The organism is Streptomyces sp. CB01881, assembly GCF_002953255.1.
Lineage (GTDB): Bacteria > Actinomycetota > Actinomycetes > Streptomycetales > Streptomycetaceae > Kitasatospora.
In genome coordinates this window covers 9,473,190-9,489,789 of the sequence record NZ_CP026498.1, presented here as the reverse complement: position 1 = coordinate 9,489,789, position 16,600 = coordinate 9,473,190, and the positions used below count along the sequence as shown (strand labels likewise).

Sequence of the window (16,600 nt, the reverse complement as noted above, 5' to 3'; positions counted from 1 at the left end):
GCCGCCCGTCATCAGGGCCGCCACCGGGGCGGTCGGCCGGCTGTCGCAGTGGTCCCGGAGGGCACGGACGAGGTCGCGGTCGGCGCCGGTGTCCCAGGAGACGGGGCCGGGCCCGGGCCCGGTGGTGTCGTGCGCCCGGGCGTCGCGGTCCCAGGCGTCGCGGAACACCTGGTACGGCTTGGCGTCGGCCCCCTCGGCCCGGGCCCGCAGGACGGTGGCACCGCGTTCGGCGGCCAGCCGGGCGAGCAGGTTGAGCAGGCTCGTCTTGCCGAGGCCGGGATCGGCCGCGAGTTCTAGCACCACGCCGCGGCCCGCACCGAGCTCGTCCAGGGCCCGGGTCAGCGCGGCGCGTTCGTCGTCCCGCCCGGGTAACGCCGGCAGCTCTGACACGGTTCGCCCCTCTCCGGCGCTCCCCGAGGCCGCTCCGGGCATGCTAGCGATCTTCACAACCGCGCCACAAGGCTTGCCTGAGCTGCGGCCCGAGCGGATCCCGGGCCGGCTCGGGCGCCGGACGGCCAGGGGGAACCACAGCAGCGCGGTGGGGCTGAGGGGACGCCGCGGGAAGGCCGCGAGGAGGCTGTGGGGACGGTGGGCTGACATGACGTCGGCAGGGCCTGGCTGTGAACCGTGTGATCATCTGACGATAATTCCGTGACCGTGATCCCGTCCCGCGGGTGGTCCCGGACCGATAGCGTCTGTTCCGGACGCGTGTGGCGGGAACGGCCGCGCCGGGCGTCGAGGGGAGCGTGGGCATGGAGCCGCTGGCAGCGGACGATCCGCGGCAGGTGGGCGACTACCGGTTGCTGCGGCAGCTCGGAGAGGGTGGGATGGGCCGGGTCTACCTCGGCCGGACCACGGGCGGGCGGACCGTCGCCGTCAAGGTGGTCCGTCGCGACCTGACCGGGGACTCCGAGTTCCGGGCCCGGTTCCGTCAGGAGGTGGCGGCCGCCCGGAGGGTCGGCGGTACCTGGACGGCACCGGTCCTGGACGCGGACATCGAGGGCGGGCACCTCTGGGTGGCCACCGGCTACGTCGCCGGACCCGCGCTCGCCACCGCCGTACGGGAGTTCGGGCCACTGCCCGAGCCGGCCGTTCGAACCCTCGGCGTCGGCCTCGCCGAGGCGCTCACCCATGTGCACGGCCTCGGGCTGGTGCACCGGGACGTCAAGCCGTCGAACGTGCTGCTGACCCTGGACGGGCCGCGGCTGATCGACTTCGGCATCGCCCGCGCACTGGACACCACCACCGCGCTCACCCAGTCCGGCCAGGTGATCGGCTCGCCGGGCTTCATGTCGCCGGAGCAGGCGAACGGGCTGCCCGCCGGGCCGGCCAGCGACGTCTTCTCGCTCGGCGCGGTGCTCGCGTACGCGGCGACGGGCACGATGCCGTTCGGCTCCGGGGTGAGCGCGCCCGTCCTGCTCTACCGAGTGCTGCACGAGGAGCCCGACCTCTCCGGGCTGGACGGCCCGCTGCACTCCCTCGTCCGTGACTGCCTGGCCAAGGACCCGTCCGCCCGCCCGACGCCCGGACGGCTGCGGGAACGGCTGGACGGCGACGGTGCGGCCGCCGCCCGGCTGGGGCACGGGGACTGGCTGCCGGCGGCGCTGGCGGCGGCGGTCGGGCGCAGTGCCGTGCAGCTGCTGGACCTGGAGGGGGAGCGGGAGTCCGGGGAGGCGACGGCCACGGGGGGCGGGGCTGCTGCGCCGGCTCCGCGGACGGCGGCCGGAACCCGGGTTTCCACCGGGGGACGGACGGTTGCCGAGGCGGCGAGGGCGGCGCGGGCGGCCGAGGCGGCGAAGGCCGTACCGGGCGGTGGTGCGCCCGGGGCTCCCGGGTTCGGGCCGCCGGTCCCGCCGGGTTTCGGCCCGCCGACCGCAGGGCCCGTCGGGCCGGTCGGACCGTACACGCCGACCCCGGTTCCGACGCCGGTCCCGGCGCCGTCGGCAGGGGCCACGGTGCCGGGCTACGGGCCGTACCCACCGCGGCCGCGCGACCGGCGGGGGTACGGCGCGCTGGCGGCCGTGCTGGCCGTCGTCCTGCTGCTGGGCGGCGGATACCTGCTGATCGAGCGGCTACGGGAGAACGACGGGAAGGCCACCGCGTCGAACCCCGGGCAGAGCGCCCCGGCCGGGGGCAGGACGGCGTCCGCCGCCCCGGCTTCGAAGAAGCCCGAGCCGACCGGCGACGGTTCCGATCCGGCCGACGACAGCCCCGCGCCCAGCGCGGCCCCCACGGACGCCGGGCCGGGCATCATCCCCGCGAAGTTCCTCGGGACGTGGGTCGGCGAGCGCAAGGCCGCCAACGGGGACGTCACCACCGTCACGCTCACGATCGTCCAGTCGGCGCCGAGTGAGGAGAAGAGCAGGATCCGCGCCGAGACGCCGAAGACCGGCACCTGGTGCGAAGGCGCGTGGACGCTCACCGAAGCCGACGAGAGCCGGGTCTCCTACGCGTCCCGGGCGACCGGCTCCTCACCCGGTGACACGTGCCTCGGTGCCGACCGGTCGATCTACCGCCTGGTCACGATGCAGCCGGACGGCACGCTCCACTACAGCATGGACCTGCTCAAGCCGGACCAGTACATGGTGCTGCAGAGGAGGGGCTGAGGCGCGGGGTCCTCCTCCCGACCGACAGGGCTCCGGGGAGCGGGCAGTGGCAGGCCGCGACGGGCGGGCGACGTCGAGCCGCACCCCGCCGTCGGGGCCGGGCGACGTCCGTGAGGGGACGTCATCAGCGCGGACGAGCGGGAACCGTTCACTCTTTCCACCCGTCATCTCCACAGGGGCTGCCGAGACTCAACACCCCTTCCGCTTTTCACCGCCGAGGTCCGAGGAGATCCATGGTCGACACCGTCAACTCACTGGTCGCCCGCGTTCACGAACTGCTGGTGGCGTTCCTGACCAAGGGCCCCGCCGCGGTGGGCACCGCGGGCCTCCACGACGTCGTCGCGCGTGCCACGGCGCTCGGCCCCGAGGGCACGTGGCTCGTCGCCGCGGGCCACGTGGGCCTCGGCGACCTGGCCATCGCACGCGGACAGGCGGAGGAGGCGATCTTCCACCTCGACGCCGCGGTGGCGGCCGGCTACAACGACTGCGTGGCGCTCCACGTCGCCCCCGTACGCCCGCTGCACCACGATCCCCGCTTCCGGGCCCTGTACCAGCGGATGCGCATCACCCAGGCGGACCTCGACGAGTTCTTCTGGCTGCACCAGGAAATGCAGATCACGGTGAGGGAGGCCCAGAGCGCGACCGTCGACAACATCGGCCGCCTCGACACCGGGGTGTCCCTGCTCCCGCAGGCGCCCATGCCCACCCGCGAACCGAACACCCTCGGCGTCCTGATCACCCGCATCGATCTTGCCGCGGTCCAGACCGCGCTCCAACAGGCCGCCGTGAAGGCGGAGTTCCAGCGCAGCTCCGGCAACACCAGCCTCAGTCTCATCGACGGCTCGTGGGATGACCACCCCCGCGCCAGGTACGACGCCTGGCACGCCGACGAGCTGGACACCCGGCGGCGGCAGGCCGCCGAGGCCCGGGCTTTCGTCGAACGCCCCGGCGCCGGGACCACGCTCGTCCCCTGCCCGCCGCTGGGCTCGATCCGGTACCCGGCCTGAGGAGGGCCTTGACCCGGTAGCCCGGGCCGGCGGCGTTCAGCGGGGTGCACCAGGAGGTGTGGCCCGGCTCGGGGTGGCCACGAACTCCGGGGTGGCCACGCAGGAGGGCGGCCCGTCGGAGAGCCGCGACCGGGGGGCGAGGCGCCGCACCCGCGCGGCCCCCTCCGTCCGGTGGGGCGGTACCAGCCGCCACGGTGTTGGTCCGATCGGATGGCGGGCCTTTCGCCGCCCGGCGCGCCGGGTCGTCGCAGACCCGGGCCTGCGTGACCCACGGGCTAGGTTCGGGCCCGTGAGCGGCAACGACGCGGTCCTGGTGCTGGTGGTCGCCACGGCGCTGGGCTTCGACTTCACCAACGGCTTCCACGACACCGGCAATGCGATGGCGACCTCGATCGTCACAGGCGCTCTCCCTCCACGGGTCGCGGTCGCCGTCTCGGCGGTGCTGAACCTGGTCGGCGCGTTCCTGTCGACCGCCGTCGCGGCGACCATCGCCAGCGGACTGGTCAACAGCCACGACGTGACCCTGACGGTGGTCTGCGCGGGCCTGGCCGGCGGCATCCTGTGGAACCTGACCACCTGGTTCCTCGGGATCCCCTCCAGTTCCTCGCACGCGCTGATCGGCGGGGTGGTCGGGGCGACGATGGCGGCGGCGGGCGCCTCGGCCGTCAAGTGGCAGGGCCTGGTGTCCAAGGTGATCGTGCCCGCCGCGCTGTCGCCGTTCATCGCCGGCGCGGTGGCCGCGGTCGGCACCCTCCTGGTCTACCGCCTCACCCGGGGCGTGCCCGAACGCCCGCGCAGGCACGGCTTCCGGCTCGGCCAGGTCGGCTCGGCCTCCATGGTCTCGCTCGCCCACGGCACCAACGACGCCCAGAAGACCATGGGCGTCATCACCCTGGCCCTGATCGCCAACGGCTCCCTGCCGACCGGGGCGAGCGCGCCGACCTGGGTGATCACCTCCTGCGCGCTGGCGATCGCCCTGGGCACCTACGTCGGCGGCTGGCGGGTGATCCGGACACTGGGCAAGGGACTGGTGGAGATCGAGTCGCCGCAGGGGATGGCCGGCGAGTCGGCTTCGGCCGCCGTGATCCTCTCCTCCACCGACTTCGGCTACTCGCTCTCCACCACCCACGTGGCCACCGGGTCGATCGTGGGATCGGGGGTCGGGAAGAAGGGCGCCGAGGTGCGCTGGCACATCGCCCGCCGGTTGGTGACGGCCTGGCTGTTCACCCTGCCGGCCTCCGCGGTGGTCGGCGCGCTCGCCTACTGGGTCGCGAACGGGATCGGCGGGACGACCGGCGTGGTGGTGATCTTCATCGTGCTGGTGCTGGCCTCGATCGCCTTCTTCGCCGCCTCCCGCCGCGCGGCCGTGACACCGGAGAACGTCAACGCCGCGTGGACGGGATCGGTGGTCCCGACGTCCGCCAAGGACGAGGTGGCCTCGTGAACTCCTGGATCAACCTGAACGCGCTGTGGAAGATCGTCGTGGTCGGCCTGCTCGCCGGTGCCGGTCTGCCCGCGCTGTTCGCCGTCGGCCTGCGCCTGCTCAACCCGCCCACCCCGGCCGGCGAGCCCGCCGCCGACCGGCCGACCGCCGGGCCGGTCGGCTACACCCTGGCCGGACTGTGCTTCGCGGTGGTGCTCGCGGCGATCGGCTGGGGCATCTCCGTCATCGTCAACCACAGCTGACCACCCGTCACCCCGCCGCCGTCGAAGGCGCGACCCTGCCCGCCGCCGGCGCAGCGCAGGCCGCGGAGGAGGCGCTCTCCTCTCCCGGCTTCGACCTGCCCCGACCGTCCCCGGCCGCCGGTCGGGCGGCGACCTCCGCGTGCTCAGCTCGTGCGCGGGGCGGATGCGCCGGACGCTGTCCGGGTGGAGCGGCCGCGTCGGGGGGCTTCGGCGATGGCCAGGTACCACGGGCCGGCTCTTCGTGGCGACCTGACAACTTCCTGACATCCGTTCGCGATGCTCTTCCTATGCCGCCCGCGCCGCGCGCCCCCGGCGCGGCGCGGGCGGCATGCGAAGCCGCGAGATTCGCGGGTCTCCGCCGGATGGCTCATGACTCATGGGAGGTTCCGATGATGAACAGCAAGGTGATACGCAGGTCCGGTCACGTGGTGGCCGCGCTGCTGATGTCGGCCGGAGCGGTCGCGGCGATGCCGGGTACCGCGATGGCCGCGACCAACAGCAGCGGCGGTGGGTGCGCCAACAACCGGCTCGTCGCGTCCATGCAGGACCCGAGCAGCCCCATCCCGCACGCCCTGCGGACCATCCTGGACGTCCGCACCTGCATCAGCGCGAGCGGGGCGAGCGTGTACCCCGACGCCTACGTCACGCCGGTCATGCAGTTGGCGCCGTGTCAGCTGTACATCTCGTACACCGGCCCGAACGGCGGAAGCAAGTGGGAGACCCCGCGCTCGGCGTCGGGTCACGTCGTCTACAACGCGCCCGCCGGCGGCGTCCGCGGCAACTACCGCACGGTGCTGCACCTGAAGTGCATGGGAGCCGAGAAGGACAAGGCGGAGAGCCCTGAACTGAACCTCAACTGGTAGGACTCCGCCGCCTGCGGCCGAGGAGAGTGCCGTTCCTCATCTCGGCCGCAGGCTCGCCGGTGAGTTCGCACGAGTGCGGGGGCGGCGTTGCCGAGCTCTCGCGGGCGACGACCAGCCCGGTCTGAGCCCATCCGAACCGTTCATGTTCGGAGGATCTGGTTAGCCGGCATGGCGGTGGCCGGTGAGTCGGTAGCCGGTACCGAAGACCGTCAGCAGCCGGACGGGTGTGCGGGGGTCGGGTTCGATCTTCCTGCGCAGGTTCATGATGTGTACGTCGATGGCGCGTTCGGTGGAGATGCGGTCGCCGCCGCCGGTGTGCAGAAGTAACTGGCGGCGAGTGAAGACCCGATCGGGTTCTGCGGCCATGGCCTGCAGGATGGCGAACTCGCCGGGCGTGCATGACACCGGGGCGTCGTCGCAGGTCACCAGATGTCGTACGGGATCGACGGTGATGCCGCCTGCCCGTAGCAGGGCGGAGCCGCCCGCGGCGCGCGGCGCGCGGCGCAGCACCGAGCGGATACGGGCCATCAGCTCCCGTGGGCTGTACGGCTTGATGACGTAGTCGTCCGCGCCGTGGTCGAGGCCGAGCAGAATGTCCTCCTCGGTGGAGCGCGCGGTGAGCATGAGGACGGGAACGTCGTCGTCGCGTCGCAGCGCACGGCAGACCCGTAGGCCGTCGATGTCGGGGAGTGTCAGCTCCAGGACGATCAGGTCGGGCCTGCGGCTCCTGGCCGCGTCGATCGCCGCCCGGCCGTTCCGGGTCACGACGGCGGTGTGACCTTCCTGAAGGAGCAGCCGGTGCAGGAGACCGGCCTGTAGGGCGTCGGCCTCCACGACGAGAACATGTGCGCACACGCCACTGGCTTTCTTGTCGAACGTGCTTGAACCGCGGTCGGCGAGGGCCGTCACCTCCGGCTCGACGCAGGGCAGGCCGGACGGCCCGCCATGCCCTGGGCGCGGGCGCGCAGCAGGAGAGCGACCCAACTGCGGTACGGCTTCCACCGGTCGGCGATCTCGGCCAGTCGGGTGACGTCGGTGGCGGCGGTGCCGAGCCCGTATGCGGTGGCGATTGCCCGGTGGAGGCGTGGTTCGTGGCCGGGGAAGACGTCGGGGTGTCCTGCTCCCCGGATGAGGACGAGCTCGGCGGAGAAGGGGCCGATGCCAGGGAGGGCGCGCAGTTCGGCGAGGGCCTGGTCGGCGGGCAGGGCGCGCAGGCGGGCCGCGTCGAGGTGCCCGGCGAGGGCCGCTTCGGCCAGCGCGTGCAGTCGTTGGATCTTGAGGCCGGTCAGCCCTGGCACGTGGGTGATGGTGCGCAGGGCGGCGGGGGTGGGGAAGGCATACAGGGTCTGGCCTGCGATGTCCATGCGAGGTCCGTGCCGACGGGCGATGCCGGCCTTGATGCCGGCTGCCTGGGTCATGCGGATGCGGTGGCCGATGAGGGCCCAGGCGGCGGCTTCGTAGGGCGAGTGGAAGCAGACCGGGCGCAGTCCCGGGTAGTCCGCCAGGAGTCCGGCCACCACCGGGTCCGCGGCCAGGGTGGGGAATGCGGTGCCGTCGGTGTCAAGGGAGAGGATGCGGGCGATCTGGGCCGGTGCGGCTGGGCCGGCCGCATGTCCGGCGGTCAACGCCTGTGTCCGGGGCGGGGTGTCGGGGTAGACCGTGAATTCGGCCTGGACCGTGCCGGTGGCGCCGTCTGCCCCCACCTCTTGTCGGACGGTGGCCGCGACGACGGATACCGCGTCGTCGGCGGGGAAGGCCAGACGGAGGATCCCGTCAGCGGCCTGAGTGTGGCTCGCGGGAGTGAAGCCCTCCAGGAACCGGATGGCGGCCGCGAGCGAGAAGGGCCCGGTGGGGGTGAGGGAGACGGCGCTCACGGGTCAGCCTCCGTGCGCGGTGAGGGTGTAGCCCTCGGGGCCCTCGAAGGAGAACATCGGCCCGAACGGGCTGTCCGCCATGGGAGTCAGGATCCTGATTCCGGCGGCGGTGAGCTGGTCACGGAGCTGGTGGGCGTCCGGGGTCCGGAACCAGAGCACCACACCCAGGCCGGGACGTGCGGCGTCGGTGAGGTCGACGCCCGGGAGGAGCTCGCGGACGGCGAACGGGGTCGGCTTGGTGTCGAACACGACCGCGTGGGGCGGTGAGACCGCGGCCCGGCGCAGCCCCAGGTGCTCCTCGCAGAAGGCGGCTGCGGCGTCCACGTCGCGGACTTGCAGGGCGATGAAGTCGGGGCCGTCGATGGTGACGGACATGGGTCCTCCTCGATCCTCAGGATCCTTGATGTCAGAACTTTGACATAGCGGAGACTAGGATCCCGGGCCGACCGTGTCAAAATGCTGACATGATGGAGAAGCCGCCGATCGAGCCGCCCCGCCTCCCGAAAGACGTCACCCGGCACGTGGGATACGTCCTCAAGCGCGCCCAGGCTGCCCTGCGCGGCGCTATGGACGGGGTCCTGCGCCAGCACGGGCTCACCGTGCCGCAGTACGCCACCCTCGAACTCCTGGCCCTGTCCCCGGGCATGTCCAACGCCGACCTCGCCCGCGCGACCTTCGTCACCCGGCAGTCCGGCAACGTCGTACTGCGGGGTCTGCAGGAGGCGGGACTGATCGCCCGCCCGGCCGTCGCCGACCACGGGCGGGCCCGCCCGGCCCACCTCACCGAGGAAGGCCGTACTCGCCTCGCCGCCGTCCAGGCCGCCGTCTACGCCGTCGAACGGCGCATGGTGGAGGCGATCCCGCCCGAGCGTGTGGCCGCGCTGCTCGCCGACCTCGACCGCATGGCGGCAGCTCTGGAGGAGTGACCCGCCGGGCCCGGGTTGCAGGGCCTGCCTCCCCCACGAGCCGGTGCACGACCAGCCGGTCACGTCCCTCACCTGCTCCGAGGTCGGACGGTTCGGCGTCGCGCAGCTGCCGGGCCTGGTCGGGGCGGGCGCCCTGCGGGCTGGCCGGGCCGAGTGCGAGATCCCGCGCGCCGCGACCATGGGGCCGTCGAGCCCGCCGACCGCCACGCCGAGTCACCGGTGGATGTGTCAACTCCTCATGCTGAGCCGCGAATCGAATTCCCCCCCGAATGCGACGGCCACCCCACGGGAGGGCGCTGGAAGTGAGGACGGCGATGTGCGGCCGGTCCGGACTCCGCCGGGGCGGGGGAGCGGGCGGCCGCACGGGTGAACCGCCGTCAGCCGGTCAGCTCGCCAGGGGGAATTCGCACCAGACGTTCTTGCCGCTGCCGAGTGGCTCCACGCCCCAGCTCCCGGTGAGGGCATCCACCAGCAGCAGGCCGCGGCCGGAGGTGGCGGTTTCGCCGGGCACCCGGCGGTGCGGCAGGACGCTGGAGCGGTCCCGGATCTCCAGGCGGATGCAGGGGGTGGCCCCGGCCCGTAGTTCTATGGTGAGCAGTGCGCCCCCGTCGGTGTGGACCAGGGCGTTGGTGATCAGTTCGTCCGCAGTGAGTTCGATGTCGGACAGGAGGTCGGCCGCCCCCCACGCGGCCAGGGCCTGGCGGAGCATGGCCCGGGTCTCCGCCAGCCCTTCCGGATCGGCCTGGTGGACGTGCTGGGTCATCTGCCGGGTGGCGTAAGTGCCGGGTACGGCTGTGCGGTGCAGGAGCAGGAGCGCCACGTCGTCGCTGCTGCCGAGGCGGCTCGGGTGGCCGCCGCAGAGGTGGTCGGCGAGCGCCTCGGTGTCGCGCGGGCCGGCGCGCATGGCGGCGGCGAGGGCCTCGATGCCGTCCGCGATGTCCCGTCCGGGGTGTTCGACCATGCCGTCGGTGCACAGGAGCAGGGTGTCCGCGGGGTTGAGGTCGAGACGGGGCTCGGGGTAGCCGTCCTGGCCGAACACCGTGGCCACGCCGAGCGGCAGGCCACCGCGGACACTGACCCAGCTGGTACGGCCGGTGCTGTGCCGCACGAGTGGTTCGAGGTGGCCGGCCCGCACCAGGCGCAGTGTTCCGGTCTCCAGGTTGGCGTCGACGTAGATGCAGGTCGCGGACCGCTCGGTGTCGAGCTCGGCGAGGAACCTGGACGCGCGGGCCATGACCGTGGCGGGGGTGTGCCCCTCGGTGGCGTAGGCCCGTAGCGCGATCCTCAACTGACCCATGATGGCGGCCGCGTGGCTGTCGTGCCCCTCCACGTCGCCGACCACGAGACCCACCCGCCGACCCGGCAGGGGGATGACGTCGTACCAGTCCCCGCCCACCTCGCGTCCGCTGCGGCCGGCGCGGTAGCGGACGGCCACCTCGCCGCCGTTGATCTCGGGGATGCGGCGGGGCAGCATGGTGGTCTGGAGCGTGGTCGCGAATTCGCGTTCCTGGTCGAAGAGCATGGCGCGTTGCAGGGACTGTGCGACAGCGCTGCTGAGTGCGATGCAGATGTTGCGGTCCTCGGTGCTGAAGTGGTGCCTGTCCCGGTAGAACAGGCCCAGGGCGCCGATGGAGCGGGCCTGGGCGGCCAGGGGCAGGAAGGCCGCCGCCTCGATCCTCATCTCCTCGACGTAGGGCAGCAGGCGGGGGTAGCGGCTGGTGAGCTCCTCCCTGGTGCTGACGAACCGCGCGCGTCGGGTGAGCGCGGCCTCGGACAGCGGCAGCCCGTCCTCCAGCTGGGTCAGCGACAGGTCGTCCTTGGCCCTGAGCTCCGCCGACGGCTGCTCGGTCGCGGCGACGAGGCGCATGACGCCCCCGTCCACCAGCCCGAGGGCGAGCCCGTCCGCCCCGAAGCGTCGCAGCCCTTCGCTGTCGGTCAGCACGCCGGTCACGTCGCGGACGGTGACGGCGCGGGCGAGGGCTTCGGTGGTGGCGCGCACGGAGTCGGTCTGGCGGCGCCGGTCGGCGGCGAGCGTGCGCATCCCCTCGGCGTGGGCCAGCTCCTCCTCGGCGTTGCGGACGATGCCGACGATGCGGTACGGGTGCGCCTGCGGGTCGCGCAGGATGCGCCCCTGCGTGTGGGCCCAGCGCAGTGTTCCGTCGCGGCAGACCAGGCGGAAGTAGGACGCGAAGGTCAGGTGCCCCTCCCGCAGCGCGAGCGACACGGCCTCGTCGAGCCGGTCGCTGTCCGTCGGCAGCACCCTGGCGGAGAGTGACGCGGGCACTCCGTCGAACTCGTCGGCCCGTAGGTCGAACACTTCCAGGCCCACGTCGTCGAGGTGGTAGGTGCCCCTGTCGAGGTCCCAGTCGAAGCTGCCCATGCCGTTGAGCGCCAGCCGGTCGTTGGCCGCGGTCGGCTCGGTGTCACCGGGGGAGCCCGATGACGTCGAAGCGGCACGGGCGGACACGGGGCGGGTGATCTCGGGGTCGTAGCCGCCCGGAGACCTGGACGTGTTCGCCATGGCAGGGCTCCCGTCCGATCGATGGCCCGCTGCCGGATCATCCGCGACGGGCTTGCCGCCGCCGTGCGGTCGCGGAGAGTGGCGTGCACGTGCGACAACGGGGCGCCTGGGTGCTCCGCCGCCCGCGTCGGGTCCGTTCCTGGAACGCCTGGTCAGTCTATCCACGGGCCGACGGCTCGGCATCGACGCGTGAGCCGTGGTGCAGGCCTTCCCGGCCACACCCGGGGTGGGCGCCCTCGCCGGCCGCACTCCGGGCGGACCATCGGCACGTTGCTCTCGTCGGTGCACTCGCCGGAGCATCCCGGGCACGGGAGCAGGAGCTCGCTCATCCGGCCAGGGCACCCGGGCCCCAGGGCCGGCTCCACAGGGTGCCCGGGCGGCCACCGAGGGTGGTGGTGCGCCCGTCGTCCGCCCGTGCCTCTCGTCCTCGACCTCGCCGTCCGCCCGTGCCTCTCGTCTTCGACCTCGCCGTCCGCCCGTGCCTCTCGCCCTCGACCTCGCCGGATGCGGCCCGCGAGCACCGCCCGCCGCGCCCGAGACCCTCCGCCACCACGTCGGCCGGGTGGTGCGGACCTCCCCGGCGCCTCCCGCCGTTCCGCCGGTCGCGGAGTGGCGTGGATCATCCCCGGCGGAGGCGCCGGGGCCCGGAGGCCTCGTGACACTTCGGGCGCGATCGGAGAGGATCATCTCCACCATGCGTCCACGTGTTCGATGCGATCACCCGTCATGTCGGCTGCGGAAACGGACTTCTGGGGGGACCTCATGAACAGGCGGGCCTGACCACCGGTGGCGTGTACCGCGAGCGGGTGACCCTGCGCCGCTCGGGGACGCCGGACCAGCCGATCGTCTTCACGGCCGGTGCCCCCGGTAGGTACAACTCCAATGTCCTGCTGACCTCCCCCTACCACGCCAACGGGACCGAGACCGGCTTCCTGCTCTCCGGCGTCCACGACGTGGAGCTCCGGAAGCTCACCTTCAGCACCCCCGGCACCGCGGTCGGCATCGACGCGTCGACCCGGGTGCGGATCGCGGACAACGACTTCACCCCGGCCTGGCTGAACGGCCTGCCGGCGAAGCCCCAGGTGTCCGTCGCCAACTCCTCCGACGCCGTCGCCGTCCAGCAGAACAGCTTCCAGTACACGCCGTTCGGCGCGATCCAGGTCGGCTCCGGCTCCCGGGGCACCCTGGTCACGGCCAACGGGATCGAGTCCAGCGACGGCACCGGCATCGGCGCCGCCGACGCCCCCGGCACGAAGATCACCAACAACGACGTGACCGCCGCCTGCGGCAACAGCATCGCCCTGGCCGGCGCGTCCCCCGACTCGCTGGTCGAGAACAACATCGTCAGCAAGGTGCCGCCCGGCTCGGACCCGAGCGCCTGCCCGGCGGGCACCTCGCCCGCCGAGATCGCCGTGTCGGACGCGGCCGCCGAGGGTCTCACCCTGGACTACAACATCGTCTGGGCCGGCTCCGGAACCGCGGCCTACCGGTGGTCCGGAACCGCCCACCCCTCGGCCGCCGAGCTCCGCGCGGCCACCGGCCAGGGCGCCCACGAGTTCAATGGCGACCCGAAGCTCGACTCGAACGGCATCCCGCTGGCGGGCTCACCCGCCCTCGACTCGGGCGACTCGACCGCGCCCTGGGCCGGCTCCGACCGCCGGCAGCGGCCCGAGGCGGACAACCCGCTCGTCGGCTCGCCTGCCGGTCAGGGCCCCGTGCGACCGCGGGGCGTTCGAGATGCAGGCCGTCGACCACCTCGCCTTCGAGCCGACCGGTCACCGTCCCGGTGAACGCAGACGGCACCGTCGCCCTGCGCAACAGCTCCGGGACCACCCACGTGGTGGCCGACCTGTCCGGCTACTACCGGCCGAACGACGGACGGCGCTTCACCCCGCTGACGCCGCAGTGGCTGATCGACACCCGCGACACCGGCACCCCGCTGGGCGGTCGCGGCAAGGTCTCCGTCCAGGTCGCCGGTAACGCGAGGGTTCCCTCCTCCGCCACCGCGGCCGTCCTCAACGTCACCGTGACGGAGGGCCAGAAGGACGGCTACCTCACCGCCTACGCGTCGGGCACGCCCCGCCCGGGCACCAGCAACATCAACTACGCGCCCGGTCAGACCGTCCCGAACCAGGTGATCGCCCCGATCGGTGCCGACGGCCGCGTCACCATCGAGAACAACGACGGCTCCGCCCACGTCGTCGTCGACCTCGCGGGCTACTACGACGCCAACTGCGCCGACCTGTTCACCCCGGTGCGCCCGGCCCGGCTGCTCGACACCCGGGAGTCCTACCCGGGCCTGATCGGCCCCGACCAGTCGAAGTACGTGACCCTGCCGGCCGGCCTCGACGGCGGGGTGAACCCCGACTCCGCCGTGGTGAACGTGACGGCCGTCCAGCCCACCACGGACACCCACCTGACCGTGTGGGCCAACACCCGGCAGTACACCAGCAACGTCAACGTGACCAAGGGCGGCACCGCGGCCAACCACGTCACCACCCAGATCGACGGCAACCACGGGTTCAACGTGTACAACCACGCCGGGTCCACCCATGCGGTCGCCGACCTGTTCGGCTACTTCGGCAAGGACTGACGCCGAACCTCCGCGCCCCGGGCCGGTACCCCACGTGGGGTACCGGCCCGGGGCCGTTCTGAGCGACGCCGGGTCGCCGGTGCGGAAGGCCGCTGTGGTGACGACGGCGTCGTGCAGTCACTGGGCGGGGTGGATGTCGGGGCGCATCGGGTCTCCTGCCGGTGTGGTCCGGTGGGGCGGGTCAGCGTTCTTCGCGGAAGGGTACGTGCCGGCGGGCGACGGGGTCGTACTTGCGCAGGGTGAGCCGGTCGGGGTCGTTGCGGCGGTTCTTGCGGGTCACGTAGGTGTATCCGGTCCCGGCGGTGGACCGGAGCTTGACGATCGGGCGCAGTTCGTTTCGGGCCATGGCGGGACTATAGCAAAATGAAATCCATTTTCATCTAGGCTAGGGTGGCACCGCCCGGCGACGAGGTCGCACGCCGCCGCCTCCCGCCATGTCCGCACACGCCAGGAACGGATCCCACATGTCCGCCCACTGCCAACTGACCGGCCGCAGGCCCGGGTTCGGAAACGCGATCTCGCACTCGCACCGCCGTACCCGCCGCCGCTTCGACCCCAACATCCAGCGCAAGCGGTACTGGCTGCCCAGCGAGGGCCGCTACGTCCGCCTCACGCTCAGCGCCAAGGGTCTGAAGACCGTCGATGTGATCGGCGTCGAGGCCGCCGTCGCCCGCATCCGCGCCCGTGGGGCGAAGGTCTGATGGCCAAGCAGAGCAAGATCGCCAAGAACGGGCAGCGCCGCGCGGTCGTCGCCCGCCATGCGCAGCGCCGAGCCGAGCTGAAGAGGACCATCGCGAGCCCCGGGAGCAGTCCGGAGGACCGTGCCGCCGCGCAGGCCGAGCTGGCCCGCCGGCCTCGCGACGCCAGCGCGACGCGGGTGCGCAACCGCGACAGCGTCGACGGCCGTCCGCGCGGCTACCAGCGGGCCTTCGGGCTCTCCCGGATCAACCTGCGCGCCATGGCCCACGCCGGGCAGCTGCCCGGCGTCCGGAAGTCCAGCTGGTAAGGGGGAGAGCCGTGTCCGATGACGTCAAGCTGCCGGTCGTGGTGGTGGCCGGACTGCACGAGGAGGAACGGCGCCGCGCCGTCGACGAACTGCTGGCGGGCTGCGTCGACGCGGTGGCCCTCCGCCACGACCTGAGCGACGCCGCGCTCGGCACCGTCCATCGCGAACTGCGCGACGCCGGAGGTGCATTCGGCCGGGCCGACGTCCCGCTGACCAACGGCTGCCCCTGCTGCGCGCTGCGTGCGGACCTGCTGCCGCAGCTCGTCCGGATCGCCGCCGAGCAGCAGTACGGCCTGGCCGTCGTCGAGCTGTGGGGCGGGAGCGACCCGCACCCCGCGGTCGAGGTGCTCGCCGGTGGCGAGGTGGCCGGGCGGTGCATGCATGATGTGGTCGAACTCGCGGGCGTGGTCTGCGCGGTGGACCCGCTGCGCGTGACCGGCGAGCTGTCCGTACCGGACGAGCTGTCCGAACACGGCCTGCACACCAGCGCCGACGACGCCCGTACGCGGGCCGAGGCGCTGGCCCACCAGGTCGAGTACGCCACCGTACTGGCCGTCCCGGGGACCGGGCCGGACGACGACCCGGCCGCGCGGCGGGCCGGACTCGCCATGCTGCGCCAACTCCACCCCACCGCACGGACCGTACGGCTCGGCGGCGGCTCGCTGATCCGGGCGGCGCTGGGCGGCTTCGACGTCGCCGCCGCCCGCGACCGCGTCAACCCGGCGATCGCGCTGCTCCCACAGACGCACGACGAGGCGGGCGTGGCCACCCTGGTCTGGGAGCGCCGCCGCCCGCTGCACCCCGGGCGGCTGCACGACGCGCTGGAACTGCTCGTCCCCGCCGCGCAGCGCAGCCGCGGCCGGTTCTGGCTGGCCAACCGGCCCGACCTGATGCTCGCCTGGGACGCGGCCGGCGCGAACCTCGCCGTCGAGGAGTGCGGGCCCTGGCTGGCGTCGCTGCCGGACGCGGCCTGGGAGCTCTACCCGCCTGAGCGCCGCGCCGCCGCCGCACTCGACTGGCACCCGCTGCACGGCGACCGGGTGCAGCAACTCAGTTTCACCGCCGAAGGGTTGGATGCGGACGGCATCGTCGAGCTGCTCGACTCCTGTCTGCTCACCGACGCCGAGTTGATGACCGGCGAGCAGGGCTGGAAGGCCCTGCCGGACGCCTTCGAAGACCTGCTGGAACCGGTCTCCTGACCTGCGCACCTGAACCGAGGAAGGACTCACACCCCATCATGGCCAAGCGCCCGGGCCCCGGTCGGCCGACCAAGCCGCGCCCGAATCCTCTGATCGAGGCGGGCATCACCTACATCGACTACAAGGCCCCTTTGACTGTTGAGGGGGGCAACCTGCTGCGGAGGTTCATCTCCGACCGGGGCAAGATCCGCAGTCGGCGGGTCACCCGCCTGACCGTCCAGCAGCAGAGGGCGATGGCCCGCGCCATCAAGAACGCCCGCGAGACGGCGCTGCTGCCGTACGTCTCCTCGGCGAAGACCGATCGGTGACCCCCGTCCGG

Annotated in this window: 17 protein-coding genes and 1 pseudogene; 12 read left to right on the top strand and 6 right to left on the bottom strand. The window is 73.0% G+C overall.

The features are described 5' to 3' along the window. Positions 1–135: 135 nt before the first annotated feature. Positions 136–432: pseudogene (locus C2142_RS31050) on the bottom strand (AAA family ATPase); the annotation flags it as partial. Between the two features lie 320 nt (positions 433–752). On the opposite strand from C2142_RS31050, the gene C2142_RS31045 reads away from it, so the two are divergent. The 5 genes from C2142_RS31045 to C2142_RS31025 all read left to right on the top strand — a co-directional run bounded on the left by C2142_RS31045 (position 753) and on the right by C2142_RS31025 (position 6,162). Then, positions 753–2,606 (top strand): serine/threonine-protein kinase, encoded by a 1,854-nt coding sequence (locus tag C2142_RS31045; protein WP_194235824.1) that lies wholly within the window; start codon positions 753–755, stop codon positions 2,604–2,606. 233 nt (positions 2,607–2,839) lie between these two features. Beyond that, positions 2,840–3,613, top strand: coding sequence for a hypothetical protein (locus tag C2142_RS31040; RefSeq protein WP_148646149.1), 774 nt, complete (start codon positions 2,840–2,842; stop codon positions 3,611–3,613). Positions 3,614–3,902: 289 nt separating this feature from the next. Then, positions 3,903–5,057: an inorganic phosphate transporter gene (locus C2142_RS31035; RefSeq protein WP_148646148.1), complete on the top strand. Its 1,155-nt coding sequence runs from the start codon at positions 3,903–3,905 to the stop codon at positions 5,055–5,057. Then, on the top strand, positions 5,054–5,299 hold the full coding sequence (locus C2142_RS31030) for a hypothetical protein (RefSeq protein ID WP_148646147.1): 246 nt from the start codon (positions 5,054–5,056) through the stop codon (positions 5,297–5,299). Before C2142_RS31035 ends, C2142_RS31030 begins: the two co-directional genes overlap by 4 nt. Positions 5,300–5,688: 389 nt before the next feature. Further along, the gene (locus C2142_RS31025; RefSeq protein WP_148646146.1) at positions 5,689–6,162 is read left to right on the top strand and encodes a hypothetical protein; all 474 of its coding nucleotides are present in this window, start codon (positions 5,689–5,691) and stop codon (positions 6,160–6,162) included. A 159-nt stretch (positions 6,163–6,321) separates the two neighbouring features. Here the strand turns inward: C2142_RS31025 and C2142_RS31020 are convergent, their stop codons facing one another. From C2142_RS31020 to C2142_RS31010, 3 genes are read right to left on the bottom strand one after another with little or no spacing between them, the layout of a single operon-like run. After that, positions 6,322–7,017 (bottom strand): response regulator transcription factor, encoded by a 696-nt coding sequence (locus tag C2142_RS31020; RefSeq protein ID WP_148646145.1) that lies wholly within the window; start codon positions 7,015–7,017, stop codon positions 6,322–6,324. Positions 7,018–7,067: 50 nt separating this feature from the next. Continuing rightward, positions 7,068–8,036, bottom strand: coding sequence for a DNA-3-methyladenine glycosylase (locus tag C2142_RS31015; protein ID WP_148646144.1), 969 nt, complete (start codon positions 8,034–8,036; stop codon positions 7,068–7,070). Between the two features lie 3 nt (positions 8,037–8,039). Then, positions 8,040–8,411: a VOC family protein gene (locus C2142_RS31010; RefSeq protein WP_148646143.1), complete on the bottom strand. Its 372-nt coding sequence runs from the start codon at positions 8,409–8,411 to the stop codon at positions 8,040–8,042. An 89-nt stretch (positions 8,412–8,500) separates the two neighbouring features. Here C2142_RS31010 and C2142_RS31005 point away from each other — a divergent pair, with 89 nt between their 5' ends. After that, positions 8,501–8,962, top strand: a complete 462-nt coding sequence (locus tag C2142_RS31005; protein ID WP_148646142.1) for a MarR family transcriptional regulator — start codon at positions 8,501–8,503, stop codon at positions 8,960–8,962. 385 nt (positions 8,963–9,347) lie between these two features. Here the strand turns inward: C2142_RS31005 and C2142_RS31000 are convergent, their stop codons facing one another. Further along, positions 9,348–11,483, bottom strand: a complete 2,136-nt coding sequence (locus C2142_RS31000; protein WP_148646141.1) for a SpoIIE family protein phosphatase — start codon at positions 11,481–11,483, stop codon at positions 9,348–9,350. A gap of 704 nt (positions 11,484–12,187) precedes the next feature. On the opposite strand from C2142_RS31000, the gene C2142_RS30995 reads away from it, so the two are divergent. Next, positions 12,188–13,273 (top strand): right-handed parallel beta-helix repeat-containing protein, encoded by a 1,086-nt coding sequence (locus C2142_RS30995; RefSeq protein ID WP_148646140.1) that lies wholly within the window; start codon positions 12,188–12,190, stop codon positions 13,271–13,273. After that, positions 13,270–14,076 (top strand): hypothetical protein, encoded by an 807-nt coding sequence (locus C2142_RS30990; protein WP_148646139.1) that lies wholly within the window; start codon positions 13,270–13,272, stop codon positions 14,074–14,076. Before C2142_RS30995 ends, C2142_RS30990 begins: the two co-directional genes overlap by 4 nt. Positions 14,077–14,257: 181 nt before the next feature. Here the strand turns inward: C2142_RS30990 and rpmG are convergent, their stop codons facing one another. Further along, complete coding sequence (gene rpmG / locus C2142_RS30985; RefSeq protein ID WP_148646138.1) at positions 14,258–14,422, bottom strand: 50S ribosomal protein L33; 165 nt, start codon at positions 14,420–14,422, stop codon at positions 14,258–14,260. 118 nt (positions 14,423–14,540) lie between these two features. On the opposite strand from rpmG, the gene rpmB reads away from it, so the two are divergent. From rpmB to rpsR, 4 genes are read left to right on the top strand one after another with little or no spacing between them, the layout of a single operon-like run. Continuing rightward, a complete protein-coding gene (gene rpmB, locus C2142_RS30980; protein WP_148646137.1) occupies positions 14,541–14,777 on the top strand; it encodes a 50S ribosomal protein L28 in 237 nt (78 codons plus the stop codon). Further along, positions 14,777–15,082 carry a 30S ribosomal protein S14 gene (gene rpsN, locus C2142_RS30975; RefSeq protein ID WP_148646136.1) on the top strand — a complete coding sequence of 102 codons (306 nt, stop codon included), beginning with the start codon at positions 14,777–14,779 and terminating at the stop codon, positions 15,080–15,082. The genes rpmB and rpsN overlap by 1 nt, the downstream gene beginning before the upstream one ends. Before the next feature lie 11 nt (positions 15,083–15,093). Beyond that, positions 15,094–16,281 carry a GTP-binding protein gene (locus tag C2142_RS30970; RefSeq protein WP_148646135.1) on the top strand — a complete coding sequence of 396 codons (1,188 nt, stop codon included), beginning with the start codon at positions 15,094–15,096 and terminating at the stop codon, positions 16,279–16,281. 38 nt (positions 16,282–16,319) lie between these two features. Further along, entirely contained in the window at positions 16,320–16,589 is a 270-nt protein-coding gene (gene rpsR, locus C2142_RS30965) for a 30S ribosomal protein S18 (RefSeq protein ID WP_148646134.1), read from the top strand. The last annotated feature ends 11 nt before the right edge of the window (positions 16,590–16,600 follow it).